The sequence below is a fragment of the Mesorhizobium sp. CA8 genome, from assembly GCF_020164955.1.
Lineage (GTDB): Bacteria > Pseudomonadota > Alphaproteobacteria > Rhizobiales > Rhizobiaceae > Mesorhizobium.
Genome location: NZ_JAIUHG010000011.1, coordinates 109,199 through 125,856, shown reverse-complemented (window position 1 = coordinate 125,856; position 16,658 = coordinate 109,199). Strand labels below are relative to the sequence as shown.

Sequence of the window (16,658 nt, the reverse complement as noted above, 5' to 3'; positions counted from 1 at the left end):
TTACGTCAGCGTTCGCGAGAGGAAGTCGCGCACCAGCCGCAGGGCTTCCTCGAAATGTGTTTCCAACAGCCAATGCCCGGCATCGTCGAGGATGTGGAGTTCCGCATCCGGGAGATCGCGCCGATAGGCGAGCGCCGACTGCTCGGGCATGTAACCGTCCTGCGGTCCCCAGACGATCAGCGTCGGCGGTCGGTGCTCGCGCAGATAGGATTGGTATCGCGGGAACCATTCGATGTTCTGCTCGAGCTTTTCCATCAGCCGGACCGACACCGCCTTCCGGATCGGTGTGTTCATGAGCGGCCAATGCAGCTTCCACAGATCGGGAGGGACGTGGCTGGCGACTTCCTCGGAGACCTCGCCGATGAACTCCTTGCGGAATCCCTCCTCGCTGACCGCCTCCTCGAGCGGACGGTGCCTCTCTGCCGATTTGTCCGCCCACCAGGCTTTGATCGTGTCGTATTTCGGCCCGAGCACGTCCTCGTAGATGTCGCCGTTCTGGATGACCAGGCCCGCGATCCTGTCTGGATGCGCTATCGCGTGACGGAGGCCGATCTGAGAACCGTAATCGTGGAGCCAGAGCGCATAACGCTCCAAATGCAGCGCATCGGCAACGTCAGTGAGAACCCTCGCATAAGCATTGAAATCATAGTCGAACTCGGCGAGATCCGGTGTGTCGCTGTAACCGAATCCAGGCCAGTCAAATGCTACCGTCCGCCAGCGATCGGCCAGGCCCGGCATCAGGCGTCTGAACTGGTAAGACGAGCACGGGTAGCCATGTGGCAAAAGAAGGACGGGAGCATCGGGCGGCCCTGCTTCCCGCAGAAATATCGTGTGGCCGCCGATTTTCGATCGACGGTGACTTATGTCGTGGATTTCCATGACTTCTCCGTTTTTCGTTCTATCTGTTAGAACTGGTAAAACGGGTTTAGCTGGTTGCTGTTCCGAGCTTTGCTCTCGGAACCATGAATAAGAAAGTGCTGTATGACCGGTGCCGCCCAATGTGAGGCGAGGGGCGATTGCTGGACTCCTTAGTCGCCCTTTATCGGGACAAAGGCGAACACCGCGCTGGGCTTGGGCTCGCTGCCGGCATTTCCGCCGACATCCGGCACATGATATTCGCCGAGCAGGCAAAGCCGCGGTCTCGGCAGCCAGGCGCGGCCGGGATCGCCGACCAGCACATCGATGCCGGCAGCGAGGCAGCGATCGAAGAACGGCATCATCCGCTGCCCGACACCCTGCGCGTAAAAGACGTCGCCAGCGAGCACCAGGTCGACCGCTGGCGGCGGGCCGTCGGTGACGTCCTCGTCGCGTATCTCGATGGCGACGCCGTTGGCCTCCGCATTGAGGCGGAGCGCCACCACGCCGTTGCGGTCGATCTCGGCTGCGATCACTGCGCGCGCTCCGGCTTTTGCCGCCGCGATGCCGACCAGCCCCGAGCCGGCGCCGAGGTCGAGCACGCGTTTGCCGGCAACGATCGATGGCCTGTCAAGGACATAGCGCGCCAGCACGGCGCCGCCGGCCCAGGCATAGGCCCAGTAGGGCGGCTGCGGCTCGGCCGCGATCTCGTCGCGGTCGTCGTCCGGTTCGAGCAGCCGCCGCAAGCCGCTGCCGGGATGCGCCTGATAAAGCCGGACCTCCGGCACTGACGGCACCGGCGCCAGCCGCATGTTCGCCTTGATGAAGCCTGCCGGATCGAGCCGCTTGTCTCGCACCCGTGCCTTATCGGCGGAATAATCGCTCAAGCCTGGTCCCGCAGCGCGCGCCGCAGGATCTTGCCGACCGGCGTCTTCGGCAGCTCGGTGCGGAACTCGATGAATCTCGGCCGCTTGTAGCCGGTCAGGTTCTCGCGGCAGTAGACCATCAGCGTCTCGACGGTAAGCGCCGGGTCCTTCTTGACCACGAACAATTTAGGCACCTCGCCGGAATGCTCGTCCGGCACGCCGATCACCGCCACTTCCAGCACGCCGGGATGATGCGCCACCACCTCTTCCAATTCGTTCGGGTAGACGTTGAAGCCGGAGACGAGGATCATGTCCTTCTTGCGGTCGACGATCTTGGTGTAGCCGCGCTCGTCCATGAGGCCCATGTCGCCGGATTTGAAGAAGCCGTCCTTGGTCATCACCTTGGCGGTCTCGTCGGGCCGGTTCCAGTAGCCGGCCATCACCTGCGGGCCGCGGATGCAGATTTCGCCGATTTCGCCGAGCGGCACGTTGTTACCATCATCGTCGCGGATGGCGATCTCGGTTGAAGGCAGCGGCAGGCCGATCGTGCCGGTGAAATCGGCCGAGCTGAATTTGTTGGCGGTCGCCACCGGCGAGGTTTCGGACAGTCCGTAGCCTTCGCTCACCGGGCAGCCGGTCAGCGCCTTCCAGCGTTCGGCGACGCCCTTCTGCACCGCCATGCCGCCGCCCAGCGTCAGGATCAGCGGCTTGAAATCCAGCTTGCGGAAATCCTCATTGTTGAGCAGCGCGTTGAACAGCGTGTTGAGGCCGGGGAAGATATGCATCGGGTATTTCGCCAATTCCTTGACGAAGCCCGGGATGTCGCGCGGGTTGGGGATCAGCACGTTCTGCGCGCCCTGCTGCATGCCCATGAGCGCGTTCACCGTCAGCGCGAAGATGTGATAGAGCGGCAGCGCGCAGATGAAGTTGAGATGCGCCGGCTTGGGCTTCACCGTATAGGCGTCCTCCACCCACAGCGAATTCTGCGCGACGTTCGAAAGCACGTTGCGATGCAGCAGCACAGCGCCCTTCGAGACGCCGGTGGTGCCGCCCGTATATTGCAGGAACGCGATGTCGTCGCCGGAGACCGTGGGCGGCTTGAAGGCGATGCTCGATCCGGTCTTGAGCACGGCGTTGAACTTGACATGGCCGGGCAGCGACCAGGCCGGAACCATCTTCTTCACCCGCCGCACCACAAGGTTGACGATGGCGCCCTTGAGGCCGCCCAGCATGTCGCCCATGGCGGCGACGATGACGTGCTTCACCGGCGTCCTGGCGATCACCGTCTGCAGCGTGCCGGCGAAGTTTTCGAGGATGACGATCGCCTGCGCGCCGGAATCCTTCAGCTGGTGTTCCAGTTCGCGCGGCGTGTAGAGCGGGTTGACGTTCACCACCGTATAGCCGGCGCGCAATATGCCCATCATCGCCACCGGATATTGCAGCACGTTCGGCATCATCAGCGCCACGCGCGCGCCCTTCTCGAGCCCTCTCGCCTGCAGGTAGGCGCCGAACGCGGCCGACAGCCGTTCGACCTCGGCATAGGTGATCGACTTGCCCATGCACACGAAGGCCGGCCGCCCGGCGAATTGCTTGCAGGCGCCGACGAGGAACTCGCCGATGGACTTGTAGGGCAGGGCGCCGATCTCGGCCGGCATGTTCTTCGGATAGCTTTTCAGCCACGGCTTTTGCGGGAGGCCGACGGTGAGCTCGGTGATCGCCTTCGGCAAGTCCTTCGAGGCAGGCCTGGCGCCGGCCGGCCTGTCCACTTTCGCGGCTGCGGTCTTGGTCTTTGCCGCTGCGGGTTTCGCACTGGCCGGCTTTGCGGCTGCCTTCGCGGGCGCTGCCCTAGCAGCCGTCTTCCTTTTCGGCGCGGCAGCCGCTTTCACAGTTTTGGGCGCGTCGCTTTCGGCGGCGGCCTTGGCCTTTGCTTTCGCCGGGGCTGTCGTCTTGGCTGCTTTTGCCACCTGTCTCTCCCTGTCGCCTTCGATCTCGGCGCCCGCTTCCAGGGAAGCGTCCTCCACGCCGTCGCGGATTTTCCGGGAAATCCCACCCATCATCTATGTATTGCCTCTATCGGCGACCGTGCAAGCCTTGCCCCTGCGGCAATGGGGGGAAAGATTTGCCGTCGAAATCCTGTGCTTTGCTCGCCTCCCGCATCGTGCCTGGCCGCGGGGCGATCCCGGGCAGGCATGCCTCGCGCCGCCATTTCGAAAGGCGGTCGATCAATAAAAAATTGCCACCGTTAACAATGTCGTGAGGAGAAAAAACTACTCGTTTTTTCTGCAATAAGAGCAAAGAATAGATTCTTTTCCTGCTTCCCATAGGGTACGCAAACGAGGTGTTCCAAAGGCGAAGAAACGGTGCTTATATGCGCCCTTCGCGAGCCTGATAGAGGGGCTTGAGAGAACATCAGGGAGTGCTCAATGAAAAAGACAATGACTTTTGCAGCCGCGTTGCTGGCTGCAAGCGTCCTCAGCGGCATGGCCAGTGCCAAGACGCTCGTTTATTGCTCGGAAGCATCGCCGGCCAATTTCGATCCCGGTACGACGACCGGCGGTAACGACTTCGACGCGTCTTCGCGCACCGTCTATTCGCGACTGGTCGAATTCAAGCACGGTGGCACCGAGATCGAGCCCGGTCTTGCCGACAAGTGGGAAATTTCCGACGATGGCCTGGTCTATACTTTCCATCTGCATCCGGGCGTGAAGTTCCAGACCACCGACTATTTCAAGCCGACGCGCGACCTCAACGCCGATGACGTCGTCTTCTCTTTCGATCGCCAGTTCAACAAGCAGAATCCATGGAACGGCGACAAGTATCTGCCGAACCTCACCTGGGACTATTACACCGGCATGGACATGCCGAAATATGTCGCCAAGTGGGAGAAGGTCGACGACCTAACCGTCAAGCTGACGCTGACCGAGCCGAACGCGCCGATGCTGGCCAATCTCGGCATGGACTTCGCTTCGATCGTGTCGAAGGAATATGCCGACCAGCTCCAGAAGGACGGCAAGATGGCCGACTTCTCGACCAAGCCGGTCGGCACCGGTCCGTTCCAGTTCGTCGACTATCAGCTGGATTCGGTTATCCGTTATGCGGCCAATCCCGACTACTTCAAGGGCAAGGAAAAGATCGACGATCTGGTCTTCGCCATCACGCCTGACGCGACCGCCCGCATCCAGAAGGTGCTGGCCGGTGAATGCGATGTGGCTCCCTACCCGAATCCGGCCGACATCGCCACCATCAAGGCCAACAAAGACGTTACCCTGCTCGACCAGGCCGGCCTCAACATCGGCTATATGAGCTACAACACCACCATCCCGCCGCTCGACAAACCGGAAGTGCGCCATGCGCTCAACCAGGCGATCGACCGGGAGGCCCTGATCAAGTCGCTGTTCCAGGACGCCGGTGCCACGCCCGCCGAAAACCTGATCCCGCCGACCATGTGGTCGTGGAACAAGGACGTGAAGACCGATACCTACAATCCGGAAGCGGCCAAGAAGGTGCTGGCCGATGCCGGGCTGAAGGAGATCCAGCTTTGGGCTTCCGATCGCGTCCGTCCTTACAACCCGAACTTCCAGCGCGCCGCCGAGCTGATCCAGGCCGACTGGGCCAAGGTCGGCGTCAAGGCTAACATCGTAAACTACGAGTGGACGAAGTACCGTGAGGAAGGCAAGAAGAAGGACCGGCCAGGCGCCTTCCAGATTGGCTGGACCGGCGACAATGGCGATCCGGACAATTTCTTCGCCACCCTCTTCGCCTGCTCGGCCATCGGCGTGTCGAACTACTCCAGCTGGTGCGACAAGGACTTCGAGGACCTGATCCAGAAGGCCAAGAAGACCAGCGACCAGGCCGAGCGCACCAAGCTCTATGAGCAGGCGCAGGTGATCTTCGCCAAGCAAGCGCCCGCATTCCTCCTGGCTCACAGCCAGGTCTACGCGGTCGTTCGCAACAATGTCACCGGTTTCAAGATGGACCCGCTCGGCATTCACCGTTTCGACGGCGTTGACAAGTCCGAGTAATATTGCGAACGGGGCGGCGCAACTTCCAGCGCCGCCCCGTTCCATTTGATGATGCTCCGATACCTTCTCAACAAAATCGCCCTCCTGATTCCGACCCTGGTCGGCATCACCATCTGCGCCTTCGCCTTTGTCCGGCTGCTGCCGGGCGATCCGATCCTCGCCATGGCCGGCGAGCATGGCGTCGCCCCCGCCCGCTACGAAGAGCTCAAGGAACAGTTCGGCTACAATCTGCCGATCTGGGAGCAGTATGCACGCTATGTCGGTGAGGTCGCCACCGGCGATTTCGGCGTTTCCATCTCGTCCAAGCGCCCGGTCCTCGAGGAGTTCAAGACGCTCTTCCCGGCGACGCTGGAACTGTCCTTCTTCGCCATGATCTTCGCAATGGTGATCGGCATTCCCGCCGGCATCTTCGCCGCCGTCAAGCGCGGCTCATGGTTCGACCAGTCGCTGATGGGTACCGCGCTTGTCGGCTATTCGATGCCGATCTTCTGGTGGGGCCTGCTGCTCATCATCTTCTTTTCCGGCTATCTTGGCTGGACGCCGGTGTCCGGCCGCATCGGCCTGCAGTTCTTCTTCAAACCGATCACCGGCTTCATGACCATCGACAGTCTCCTCCATGGCAAATGGGATGCGTTCCGCTCCGCGCTCAGCCACCTTGTGCTGCCTTCGATCGTGCTCGGCACCATCCCGCTGGCGGTGATCGCGCGCCAGACGCGATCGGCCATGCTCGAAGTGCTGGGCGAGGACTATGTCCGCACCGCGCGCGCCAAGGGTCTTTCGGCGGCGCGCGTCATCGGCGTGCACGCGCTGCGCAACGCGCTGATCCCGGTCGTCACCACCATAGGCCTGCAGGTCGGCACGCTGCTCGCCGGCGCCATCCTCACCGAGACCATCTTCGCCTGGCCTGGCATCGGCAAATGGATGGTCGATTCCATCTTCAAGCGCGACTATGTCGTCGTGCAGTCGGGTCTGCTTTTGATCGCGCTCATCGTCATGGCGGTGAACCTCATCGTCGATGTGCTCTACGCCGTCATCAACCCACGCATCAGGGCGGCATAGATGACCCAGACCGAAATCGCCCCGATGGCCGCCGGCAGCCCGGATCGTCTCACCGGCCTCAAGACCTTCTGGCACTACTTTTCGGTGAACCGCGGCGCCGTCATCGGCCTGTTCGTGTTCATCCTTTTGGTGCTCGCCGCGCTTTTCGCGCCGCTGCTCGCGCCTTATGCGCCAGACGTCCAGGATAAGACCGCGTTTCTCAGGCCACCGGCCTGGCAGGCCGGTGGCAGCACGCAGTATCTGCTCGGCACCGATCCGGTCGGCCGCGACATCCTTTCGCGCCTGCTCTACGGCGCCCGCTTCTCGCTGCTGATCGGCGCGGTGGTGGTCACGCTCGCGCTCACCGGCGGCATCACGCTCGGCCTTTTGGCTGGGTATTTCCGCGGCTGGGTCGACGTCGCGATCATGCGCGTCATGGACCTAATCCTGGCCTTCCCGTCGCTGCTGCTGGCGCTGGTGCTTGTCACCATCCTCGGCCCTGGCCTGTTCAACGCCATGCTGGCGATCGCGCTGGTCTTGCAGCCGCATTTCGCCCGTCTGGTGCGCGCCGCCGTGATGGCCGAGAAGAGCCGTGAATATGTCGTGGCGGCGAAAGTCGCCGGCGCCGGCCATCTGCGGCTGATGCTCGCCACCATTTTGCCCAACTGCCTGGCGCCGCTCATCGTGCAGGGCACACTTTCCTTCTCCAATGCCATCCTGGAAGCCGCAGCTCTCGGCTTCCTCGGCCTTGGCGCGCAGCCGCCGACGCCGGAATGGGGCACGATGCTTGCCTCGGCGCGTGAATTCATCCTGCGCGCCTGGTGGGTGGTGACCTTCCCGGGGCTTGCCATCCTCATCACCGTGCTTGCCATCAACCTGATCGGCGACGGTCTGCGCGACGCCCTCGATCCCAAGCTCAGGAGGTCGTGATGGCGCTGCTCGACATCCAGAACCTCGTCGTCGAGTTCCAGACAGCGTCCGGCCCGTTCCGCGCCGTCGACGGCGTCTCGCTTCATGTCGACGAGCGCGAGGTGCTCGCCATTGTCGGCGAATCCGGCTCCGGCAAGTCGGTGTCGATGCTGGCCGTGATGGGTCTCTTGCCATGGACGGCCACCGTCACTGCCGATCGCATGACCTTCAACGGCCGCGACCTTTTGAAGATCAGCCCGGCCGACCGCCGCAAGATCATCGGCAAGGACATTGCCATGATCTTCCAGGAGCCGATCGCCAGCCTCAACCCGTGCTTCACCGTCGGCTTCCAGATCGAGGAAGTGCTGCGCTTCCACATGGGCATGGACAAGGCCCAGCGCCGGGCCCGCGCTATCGAGCTTTTCAAGCAGGTCGGCATTCCGGAACCGGCGGAGCGGCTCAATTCCTTCCCGCACCAGATGTCGGGCGGTCAGTGCCAGCGCGTCATGATCGCCATGGCGATCGCCTGCAATCCGAAGCTCCTGATCGCCGACGAGCCGACCACCGCGCTCGACGTGACGATCCAGAAGCAGATTCTCGATCTTCTGGTCTCGCTGCAGGCCAAATACGGCATGGGCCTGATCATGATCACCCACAATATGGGCGTGGTGGCCGAGACCGCCGACCGCGTCATCGTCCAGTACAAGGGCCGCAAGATGGAAGAGGCCGACGTGCTGTCGCTCTTTGAATCGCCGAAGAGCAACTACACGCGCGCGCTGCTTTCCGCCCTGCCGGAAAATGCCGTAGGCGACCGGCTGCCGACCGTCACGGACATGCTGTTCGAGGCGGCACCCTCGGGAGCCGGCGCATGACCAAGGTCGTCGAAGGTAAGGACATCAAGCGCGACTACCATGTCGGCGGCGGCCTGTTCCGCGGTGCGCGCACCGTGCATGCGGTGAAGGGCGTCTCCTTCAGCGTCGAGAAGGGCAAGACGCTGGCGATCGTCGGCGAGAGCGGCTGCGGCAAGTCCACGCTCGCCCGCATCATCACGCTGATCGATCCGGCCACCTCCGGAGAGCTCTTCATTGACGGCAACAAGGTGGATATTGCCAGGGACGGGCTCACCAAGGAAATGCGCCGCAAGGTGCAGATCGTCTTCCAGAACCCTTATGGCTCCCTCAATCCGCGCCAGAAGATCGGCGACGTGCTCGGCGAGCCGCTGCTCATCAACACCGACAAGCCGGCCGAGGAACGGCGCGACCTCGCGATGAAGATGCTGAAGAAGGTCGGCCTCGGACCAGAGCATTACAACCGCTACCCGCATATGTTCTCGGGCGGACAGCGGCAGCGCATCGCCATCGCCCGCGCGCTGATGCTGAACCCGAGCCTCTTGGTGCTGGACGAGCCGGTCTCGGCGCTCGACCTCTCCGTGCAGGCGCAGGTGCTGAATCTGCTTGCCGACCTGCAGGACGAGTTTCAGCTGACCTACGTCTTCATCAGCCACGACCTGTCGGTGGTGCGCTACATCGCTGACGACGTGATGGTCATGTATTTCGGCGAAGCGGTCGAATACGGCCCGCGCGACGAGGTCTTCTCCGACCCCAAGCACGCTTACACTAAGACGCTCTTCGCAGCGACGCCGCGCGCCGACATCGCCAGCATCAAGGCGAGGCTGGCGAAGAAGAAGGCTGCTTAAGTCCGGAATTCGTCATCCACGGGCGGAGCGACGCGAAGCGTCGCGCAGACCCGAGGATCCATTCCGTTCCCTACAGGGCAGGCACAGCGGAGCAGAATTCTGCACCGCTGCAACGCGTTGAAGTCACGGAATGGATCTTCGGGTCTGCGCCGCGTCGCTTCGCTCCTTGCTTCGCCTGTGGGTGACGAAGCGGAACTTGCTACGCACCAATTCCCCTAAGAAGGCTCGGTTGTTTCACGACAGCTTCGCAATAATCGCCCGCAGCGCTTCGCCAAACCGGCGCACTTCCTCGACCGTGTTGTAGTGCACCAGCGAGGCGCGTATCGCGCCGCTATCCATCGACAGGTTTAACCGCTTCATCAGCCTTGGCGCATACATATGGCCGTCGCGGATGCCGATCTGCATGGCGGCCATCTCCTCGACGATCCGCTGCGGCGACAGCGTGCCGATGTTGAAGCAGAAGGTCGGCACGCGCTCATGGATGCGCGCCTCGTCGGCGACGCCGTAGATCGTGGCATTGCAATCCTTCAGCACCTTCAGCATCTCGCGCGCCAGCATCACCTCGTAGTCGCGGATGGCGTTCATGCCGGTGACGATGTTGTCGCGGCGCGAGCGGTTGTTCTCGGGCAGGAAGTTCCGGCCGACCGATTCCAGGTAGCGCACCGCCGCGTCCATGCCGGAGACATTCTCGTAGATGAAGGTGCCGGCTTCGACCTTGTAGGGCGGCTCGTCGGGAATGAAATCCTCGCGGAAGGTCGGCAGCCGCTTCAGCGTTTCGAAGCGGCCCCAGAGAAAACCCATATGCGGCGAGAAATTCTTGTAGCCGGAGCAGACGAGATAGTCGCAATCCCAGGCCTGCACGTCAATCAGCCCGTGCGGCCCGTAATGCACGCAGTCGAGGAACACTTCCGCGCCGGCCGCATGCGCGATCTTCGCCACCGAAGCGACATCGACGATCGAGCCGATGGAATGCGCCGTCACCGTGCAGGCGACGAGCCGAGTGCGCTCCGACATCAGCGGCTTGAGGTCGTCGACATGCAGATTGCCGTCCTCGCGCATGCGCCACCATTTGAACTTGGCGCCGGCGGATTCCAGCGCCAGCCAGGTGGCGATGTTGGCGTCATGGTCCATGTCGGTGACGACGATCTCGTCGCGTCCCCCATCTTCGTCTTTGGCAAGCATCTGGCCGATGCCGAGGCTGACCAGGCGGATGAACGAGGTGGCGTTCATGCCGAAGCAGATTTCGGACGGGCTGTAGGCGTTGATCAGCAGCGCGACGCTGGTCCGTGCGTCGGCGACCGACTGGTCGACCGTGACGCTGCGGCCATAGCGGCCGCCGCGCTGCACATTGTGTCCCACCAGATGGTTGGTCACAGCGTCGAGCACGCCTTGCGGGATCTGCGCGCCGGCGGCGTTGTCCATGAAGATGAAGTCGCCGGCCCGCTGAAGCGCAGGGAACATGGCGCGGATTTTTTCGACCGGGAACGAGGCGGCGCCCTCCTGCGCTTTCGAAACATGGTGCTGGTTCACGAGGCGTCTCCTTCAGGTCATCGATTTCAAGTGGGGATCAGTGCGCGGATCGGGCTTTGCCGCGCTCTTCGAGGTAGCCGACCAGCCGCACCAGCGGCCACAGGAAGGCGAGATAGATGATCGCAGCGCCGATCAGCGGCGTCGGGTTGGCCATCAGCGCCTGCGCGTCGGTCGCCTGCTTCAAGAGGTCCGGCATCGCCACCACCGAGGCGAGCGCAGTGTCCTTGAAAACCGAGACGCAATTGCTGGTCAGCGGCGGGATGACGACGCGGATCGCCTGCGGCAGCACCACCTTGCGCATGGCGACCCAGAAGGGCAGGCCGAGTGCTGCCGCCGCCTCGAACTGGCCTTTCGGGATGTTCTGGATGCCGGCGCGGCAGACCTCCGCCGTGAAGGCCGCGAGCACCAGCGACAGCGCGAGCGCGGCTGACACGAAGGACGACAGGCGGATGCCGACGAAGGGCAGGGCGTAATAGATCAGGATCAACACCACCAGGATCGGCAGCGCGCGGAACATATCGATATAGAGCGTCGCCAGCCGTCTCAACGGCTTCGGCGCGTAGAGCCGCACCAAACAGATCGCGAGGCCTGCAATGGTGCCTAACACGATGGCCGCGCAGCCAAGCAGTATGGTGTTGCCCAGTCCGCGGATCAGGATCGGAAAGGATCGGACCAGGATGCCCCAGTTGAAGAAGGTATCGATCAGTTCCATCGGCTCACCATGAAGGCAATGCCAAGCCCACCGCCTTCGCGGGCCTGAAGGGTGGAAGCGGGGGCGCCCGCCGGGCCCGCGCCCCCGCGGCGGTAGTTCGCTGGCTTATTGCGGGATCGGACCGGGCGTCACGGTGCTGGTGCCGGCCTCCGGATCGACGCCGAACCACTTCTTGTGGATCGCGGCCATGGTGCCGTCCTTCTTCATCGCAGTGATCGCGTCATTCACCTTCTCAAGCAGCGGGTGGCCCTTCTTGGTCATCATAGCGAAGCGTTCGCCGGTCGGGATGCGCACCAGGATTTTCAGCGCCGGCATCTGCTTGATGGCGAACAGGAAGCCGGCGAGCTCGCCGGCGCCGCCGTCGATTCGGCCGTTCTGCACGTCGAGCAAAAGATCCTGCTGGGCGTTGTAGCTCTTGGTCTCGGCGACGCCGAGCTTGGCGGCGTTTTCCTTCATATAGGCCTCGCCGGTCGATCCGGCGATGACGCCGATGGTCTTGCCCTTGAGGTCGTCGAGCGACTTGATGGCGGAATCCGCCTTGCCGACGATCGTGCCGTCGCTGTCGTAATAGGGCTGGGTGAAGCCCTGGTTCTGCAGCCGCTCCTTGGTGACGGAGATCGAGGATACGGCAAAGTCGATGCGGCCCGAAGCGGTCGCCGCGAACAGCGCCTGGAAGCCGAGGTCCTGGAACTCGACATCGGCGCCGATACGCTTGGCGACGTCGTTGGCAACGTCGATCTCAAACCCCTCGAAGCCGCCGGAATCGGTCTTGTATTCCCATGGTGGGTTGGCCGGGTAGGCGCCTACCATAATCTTGTCTGCAAAGGCGGGCGCCGCGAAGGCCACGCCCGCGGCGACGATCACCCCAATCAGTCCTAGACATTTCAACATTGTGCTTCCCTCTGGTTCGGCCACGTCGAAAGTGACTCATTTCCTCTTCCGCTTCTTCGGGCGCCCAACTCCCAGGGCGTCGCAGGCGAGGCGGTGCCTGAAATCAGGATGCGCGGCGATGCCGCGAGCCGATATGCTCCTCAAGCCCCGCAATCAGCGCATCGACCGCCGCTTCCGTGGTCACCATGCCGGGCGACAGCCTGAGCGTCGTGCCGCGGGCGTCGCAGTAGAGCCGCTCGTTGCGCAACGCCGCGATGATTTTCGCCGGTTCCTCGCCTTGCGGAAGGCCGAGCATGACGCTGCCGCCGCGCTCACCGGCATCGAGCGGCGAACGCAGCATCCAGCCATTGTCGAGCGCCGCGCCGATGATGCGCTCGACGAGCGCAGTATTCTGCGCGCGGATGGCGTCGATGCCGGTCTTCTCCACCCATTCCAGCCCGGGCAGCGAGGCGACGCTGGCCAGGATCGCCGGCGTGCCATGGTCGAAGCGGCGCGCATCGTCGGCATAGGTAAAGGCGTCGAGATCCCAGGAGAACGGGTTGGGCTGGCTGAACCAGCCGCGCAGCTCCGGCCGGCACGCCGCAAGCAATTCCGGCGCGACCTGCAATATGCCGGCGCCGGAGGAACCGCACAGCCATTTCAGCGAAGTCGAGACGACGAAATCGACCGGCGTCGCGGCAACCGAAAACGGCGCCACGCCGATGCCTTGCGTGACGTCGACGCCGACAATGCTGCCCATGGCGCGGCCATGCGCGGCAAGCCGCCCGACATCGCAGCGATGCGAGGCCGTCGAGGTGACGAAGGTGATGAGCGCGAGCCCGACATCTTCCTGCCAGCGGGCGATGAAATCCTCGTCGCGCACCCAGCTCTCGCCGGACCGAAGCGGCACGGTATCGAGCGTGAAGCTGAAGCGCTCGGCCAATCCCGCAAGCAGGAAATGCAGGCTTGGGAAGCAATCGCCGGCAACCAGCAGCCGCTTTCCCGCCAGGCGCTCGGCCGGCAGGCCGCCGATCAGGCTGTAGAGCGCGGCCGTGACATTCTCAGCCGTGGTCAACGTGCCCTGCGGTGCTTCGATCAATCGCGTCCAGGCGTCGATGAAGCGCTGGCGTGCGGCAAGCGCGGCCGGCCACTGGCCGTCATCCTCTGCCGACCAGACGCCGGAAAATTCCGCCAGAGCGGCGGCCATGCGCTCGGCCTTGCCGGGGAAAGTGCCGATCGAATGACAGAGAAAATAGCCGGACATTTGCTGTCTCTCGCTCCCTTGTGATCATGTGATCACAAAACCGGGCGGGGATCAATTGGCAGCACAGAAGAAATGCCGACAGGCGGCCAGGAGGTAAGCGTTAATTTTGGTCCAGAAGCCGCCGCTGACTCGCGGTGGAGGTGGCCGAAGCGCCTGCCAATTCAGGGCGCCTTGCCGAAGGCGGCGAAATCCACAGCGCGAGGCTCGGGCACGTCAGGGCAGATCGCGCGCAAGGTTTCCTGCGTCGCTGTAATGTCGGCCACCACCTCGTCGCGCGCGCGAATGAAATCCTTGTCCTTGAGCGCGGCGATGATCGCGGCATGCCTGCCCGAGGGCTCCATGGTGCCGGCGCGCATCAGCGGCGCGACGTGGTTGGACAAGAGCCGCATATAAGGGCCGAAGCGCAGCCACAGCGTCTCGATCAACTGGAACAGCACGTCGGAGCCGGAGGCGCGGTAGATGGTGAAATGGAACTGCTGGTTCTTGGCGATCAGCTCATAGATGCTGCCGTCGCGGCCGATCGCCTGCTGGTCGTCGGTGACCTTTTGCAGGGAGGCGACGTCGGTCGCGGTCAGGCGCGGCCCGCCAAGCTCGGCGGCCAGCCCTTCGACCGCGAGCCGGGCCCGGCAGAGGTCGTCGAGCCGCGCCCGCGTCACCACCGGCACGCAGGCCGAGCCGTTCTGCGAGATCTCCACCGCATTCTCTGCCGCGAGCCGGCGCAAGGCCTCGCGCACCGGCATATTCGAGGTGCCGAAAGCTTCGGCCAGCGAAGCAATGGTCAGTACCTGCCCGGGATCGAAGCTGCCGACCATCAAGGCATGGCGAAGCTGCTGGTAGACGCCATCCTGGACAGTGATGCGTCCCGATACGGGTTCGAAGCCCAGAGCCACGCTTTTGCTTTCCTTGGGTGCCGGCAAAGTCTATCTGCGAATTCCTACCCGCCAAAGCGGGTGTGATCATCTGATCACAAATCGTGGCGATAGCCAAGCGACTGGGAAATGCCTCGCGCGATGCGGTCGCTGAGCCCAAATTAGCATCTGCTTGGGACGTTGGCGCTGCCCTTTCATCGTCCTGCCGGGCATTTCTCCCCACCGCAATCTCGGCGCCTTTTGCAGCGCTGGCGATTGGCGAAGACGAGTGATGACAGCACCCTTCTCCCCGTTTCACGGGAGAAGATGGCGGCAGCCAGATGAGGGGCAGCGCCGACGTTGAGAATTGGTGGCTTAAGGGTGAGCGCGCCAGCAACCTGCTATCGAGAATCAACCCTGGCCCAAGCCGGCCGCCCCTCATTCCGGAATAACCGCCATCGCCTGTATTTCCACTTTGGCGCGGTCTTCGACCAGCGCCACCACCTGCATGGCGGCCATCGCCGGAAAATGCCTGCCGATGACGGCCCGGTAGGCCTCGCCGATCCCTTTCAGATTGGCAAGATATTCGGCCTTGTCGGTGAAATACCAGGTCATCGAGGTGATGTGCTGCGGTTCGCCGCCGGCTTCGGCCAGCACCGCGACCACATTGGCGAGCGCCTGCCGCACCTGGCCGACGAAATCGTCGGTCTCGAACTTGCATTCGGCGTTCCAGCCGACCTGGCCGCCGACGAACACCAGTCGCCCATGCGCCGCGACGCCATTGGCGTAGCCGATCGGTTTGGCCCAGCCTTCCGGCTGCAAAATGGTGTGCATGTCTAGCCTCCCCCGGTTTCAAATACGGTCCGCAAGGTCTTACGCCGCTCCCATGACCTGCCTGGCGATCACCACCTTCTGCACGTCCGAGGCGCCCTCATAGATGCGCAGCGCCCGGATCTCGCGATAGAGGCTCTCGACGATATGGCCCTTGCGCACACCGTCGCCGCCATGCAGCTGCACGGCCTTATCGATCACCTTCTGCGCCTTGTCGGTGGCGAAGAGCTTCGCCATCGCCGCCTCGCGTGTGACCCGCGCCGCGCCCATGTCCTTGGTCCAGGCGGCGCGGTAGATGAGGAGCGCCGCGGCATCGACATCCAGCGCCATGTCGGCGATATGGCCCTGCACCATCTGCAGCTCGGCCATCGGCGCGCCGAACAGTTTTCGCTCGGCCGCGCGCTTGACGCTCTCGTCCAGCGCGCGCCGCGCAAAGCCGAGGGCGGCCGCGCCAACGGTCGAGCGGAACACGTCGAGCACCGACATGGCGATACGGAAACCATCGCCCGGCTTGCCGATCAGGCCGGAAGCCGGAACGCGCACACTGTCAAAAGAAAGCCGCGCCAGCGGATGCGGCGCGATCACCTCGAGCCGCTCGGCGACATCGAGACCCTTGGTCTCCGCCGGCACGACGAAAGCGGAAATCCCTTTCGCGCCCGGCGCCTCGCCGGTGCGGGCAAAGACGACATAAAGATCGGCGATGCCGCCATTGGAAATCCAGGTCTTTTCGCCGGAAAGCACATAGTCGCCGCCGTCGCGGACTGCCGTCATCTCCATGTTGGCGACGTCCGATCCCGAGCGCGGCTCCGACAGCGCGAAGGCCGAGATTGCCTGGCCAGCCCGCGTCTTCTCCAACCAGCGCTGCTGGTCCGCCGTGCCGAACAGCGAGATCGCGCCGGTGCCCAGCCCCTGCATGGCGAAGGCGAAGTCGGCCAACCCGTCATGGAGCGCCAGCGTCTCGCGCGTGATGCAGAGCGTGCGCACGTCCAGTGGTCCGGGATTGGCGGGGTCGAGCGCCGTCGGCTTCAGCCAGCCGTCCCGGCCAAGCATCGCCACGAGTCCGCGGCAGGCGGCGTCGACGTCGTGGTGGTCGACGGGGAGATTTTTCGCGCACCAGGCGTCGAGCTGCTCGGCGAGCGCGCGGTGGCGGTCTTCAAAGAAGGGCCACGAGAGGAAGGTGCGGTCAGGCATTTGCACCTCCGCAGTTCTGCGAGCGC

General features: G+C 63.5%; 16 protein-coding genes. 6 read left to right on the top strand and 10 right to left on the bottom strand.

Features of this window, described 5'->3' with window-relative positions:
* The 3 genes from LB553_RS14650 to LB553_RS14640 form a co-directional block, all read right to left on the bottom strand.
* Positions 1-879: an alpha/beta fold hydrolase gene (locus LB553_RS14650; RefSeq protein ID WP_224514316.1), complete on the bottom strand. Its 879-nt coding sequence runs from the start codon at positions 877-879 to the stop codon at positions 1-3.
* A 149-nt stretch (positions 880-1,028) separates the two neighbouring features.
* Positions 1,029-1,742, bottom strand: a complete 714-nt coding sequence (locus tag LB553_RS14645) for a class I SAM-dependent methyltransferase (protein ID WP_412033338.1) — start codon at positions 1,740-1,742, stop codon at positions 1,029-1,031.
* A complete protein-coding gene (locus LB553_RS14640) occupies positions 1,739-3,448 on the bottom strand; it encodes a long-chain fatty acid--CoA ligase (protein ID WP_224514245.1) in 1,710 nt (569 codons plus the stop codon). The genes LB553_RS14645 and LB553_RS14640 overlap by 4 nt, the downstream gene beginning before the upstream one ends.
* On the opposite strand from LB553_RS14640, the gene LB553_RS14635 reads away from it, so the two are divergent.
* The 6 genes from LB553_RS14635 (at position 3,423) to LB553_RS14610 (ending at position 9,386) form a co-directional block, all read left to right on the top strand.
* Complete coding sequence (locus tag LB553_RS14635; RefSeq protein ID WP_224514242.1) at positions 3,423-3,950, top strand: hypothetical protein; 528 nt, start codon at positions 3,423-3,425, stop codon at positions 3,948-3,950. The two genes, LB553_RS14640 and LB553_RS14635, sit on opposite strands and share 26 nt — an antisense overlap.
* Positions 3,951-4,144: 194 nt before the next feature.
* The gene (locus LB553_RS14630) at positions 4,145-5,743 is read left to right on the top strand and encodes an ABC transporter substrate-binding protein (RefSeq protein ID WP_224514240.1); all 1,599 of its coding nucleotides are present in this window, start codon (positions 4,145-4,147) and stop codon (positions 5,741-5,743) included.
* A 51-nt stretch (positions 5,744-5,794) separates the two neighbouring features.
* Positions 5,795-6,802: an ABC transporter permease subunit gene (locus tag LB553_RS14625; RefSeq protein ID WP_224514312.1), complete on the top strand. Its 1,008-nt coding sequence runs from the start codon at positions 5,795-5,797 to the stop codon at positions 6,800-6,802.
* Positions 6,803-7,711, top strand: a complete 909-nt coding sequence (locus LB553_RS14620) for an ABC transporter permease subunit (protein ID WP_126079684.1) — start codon at positions 6,803-6,805, stop codon at positions 7,709-7,711.
* On the top strand, positions 7,711-8,562 hold the full coding sequence (locus LB553_RS14615; RefSeq protein ID WP_224514238.1) for an ABC transporter ATP-binding protein: 852 nt from the start codon (positions 7,711-7,713) through the stop codon (positions 8,560-8,562). The genes LB553_RS14620 and LB553_RS14615 overlap by 1 nt, the downstream gene beginning before the upstream one ends.
* Entirely contained in the window at positions 8,559-9,386 is an 828-nt protein-coding gene (locus LB553_RS14610) for a dipeptide ABC transporter ATP-binding protein (RefSeq protein WP_040986056.1), read from the top strand. Before LB553_RS14615 ends, LB553_RS14610 begins: the two co-directional genes overlap by 4 nt.
* Positions 9,387-9,620: 234 nt before the next feature.
* Here LB553_RS14610 and LB553_RS14605 read toward each other — a convergent pair whose 3' ends face one another.
* From LB553_RS14605 to LB553_RS14575, 7 genes are all read right to left on the bottom strand, one after another.
* Positions 9,621-10,916 carry a cysteine desulfurase-like protein gene (locus LB553_RS14605; protein WP_224514236.1) on the bottom strand — a complete coding sequence of 432 codons (1,296 nt, stop codon included), beginning with the start codon at positions 10,914-10,916 and terminating at the stop codon, positions 9,621-9,623.
* 37 nt (positions 10,917-10,953) lie between these two features.
* Positions 10,954-11,628, bottom strand: coding sequence for an amino acid ABC transporter permease (locus LB553_RS14600; RefSeq protein ID WP_224514234.1), 675 nt, complete (start codon positions 11,626-11,628; stop codon positions 10,954-10,956).
* A 105-nt stretch (positions 11,629-11,733) separates the two neighbouring features.
* Positions 11,734-12,519 (bottom strand): substrate-binding periplasmic protein, encoded by a 786-nt coding sequence (locus LB553_RS14595; protein WP_224514232.1) that lies wholly within the window; start codon positions 12,517-12,519, stop codon positions 11,734-11,736.
* A gap of 103 nt (positions 12,520-12,622) precedes the next feature.
* Positions 12,623-13,762 (bottom strand): aminotransferase class V-fold PLP-dependent enzyme, encoded by a 1,140-nt coding sequence (locus tag LB553_RS14590; protein WP_224514229.1) that lies wholly within the window; start codon positions 13,760-13,762, stop codon positions 12,623-12,625.
* 161 nt (positions 13,763-13,923) lie between these two features.
* Positions 13,924-14,652, bottom strand: a complete 729-nt coding sequence (locus tag LB553_RS14585) for a GntR family transcriptional regulator (protein ID WP_224514227.1) — start codon at positions 14,650-14,652, stop codon at positions 13,924-13,926.
* 396 nt (positions 14,653-15,048) lie between these two features.
* Entirely contained in the window at positions 15,049-15,444 is a 396-nt protein-coding gene (locus LB553_RS14580; protein ID WP_224514225.1) for a RidA family protein, read from the bottom strand.
* Between the two features lie 39 nt (positions 15,445-15,483).
* Positions 15,484-16,632, bottom strand: coding sequence for an acyl-CoA dehydrogenase family protein (locus LB553_RS14575; protein WP_224514222.1), 1,149 nt, complete (start codon positions 16,630-16,632; stop codon positions 15,484-15,486).
* Positions 16,633-16,658: the final 26 nt, after the last annotated feature.

Excerpts from the sequence above, each read along its gene's own strand:
- LB553_RS14575 (WP_224514222.1), bottom strand. The coding sequence starts at position 16,632 with ATGCCTGACCGCACCTTCCTCTCGTGGCCCTTCTTTGAAGACCGCCAC.
- LB553_RS14595 (WP_224514232.1), bottom strand. The coding sequence starts at position 12,519 with ATGTTGAAATGTCTAGGACTGATTGGGGTGATCGTCGCCGCGGGCGTG.
- LB553_RS14630 (WP_224514240.1), top strand. The coding sequence starts at position 4,145 with ATGAAAAAGACAATGACTTTTGCAGCCGCGTTGCTGGCTGCAAGCGTC.
- LB553_RS14590 (WP_224514229.1), bottom strand. The coding sequence starts at position 13,762 with ATGTCCGGCTATTTTCTCTGTCATTCGATCGGCACTTTCCCCGGCAAG.
- LB553_RS14650 (WP_224514316.1), bottom strand. The coding sequence starts at position 879 with ATGGAAATCCACGACATAAGTCACCGTCGATCGAAAATCGGCGGCCAC.
- LB553_RS14615 (WP_224514238.1), top strand. The coding sequence starts at position 7,711 with ATGGCGCTGCTCGACATCCAGAACCTCGTCGTCGAGTTCCAGACAGCG.
- LB553_RS14600 (WP_224514234.1), bottom strand. The coding sequence starts at position 11,628 with ATGGAACTGATCGATACCTTCTTCAACTGGGGCATCCTGGTCCGATCC.
- LB553_RS14610 (WP_040986056.1), top strand. The coding sequence starts at position 8,559 with ATGACCAAGGTCGTCGAAGGTAAGGACATCAAGCGCGACTACCATGTC.
- LB553_RS14625 (WP_224514312.1), top strand. The coding sequence starts at position 5,795 with ATGCTCCGATACCTTCTCAACAAAATCGCCCTCCTGATTCCGACCCTG.
- LB553_RS14620 (WP_126079684.1), top strand. The coding sequence starts at position 6,803 with ATGACCCAGACCGAAATCGCCCCGATGGCCGCCGGCAGCCCGGATCGT.
- LB553_RS14580 (WP_224514225.1), bottom strand. The coding sequence starts at position 15,444 with ATGCACACCATTTTGCAGCCGGAAGGCTGGGCCAAACCGATCGGCTAC.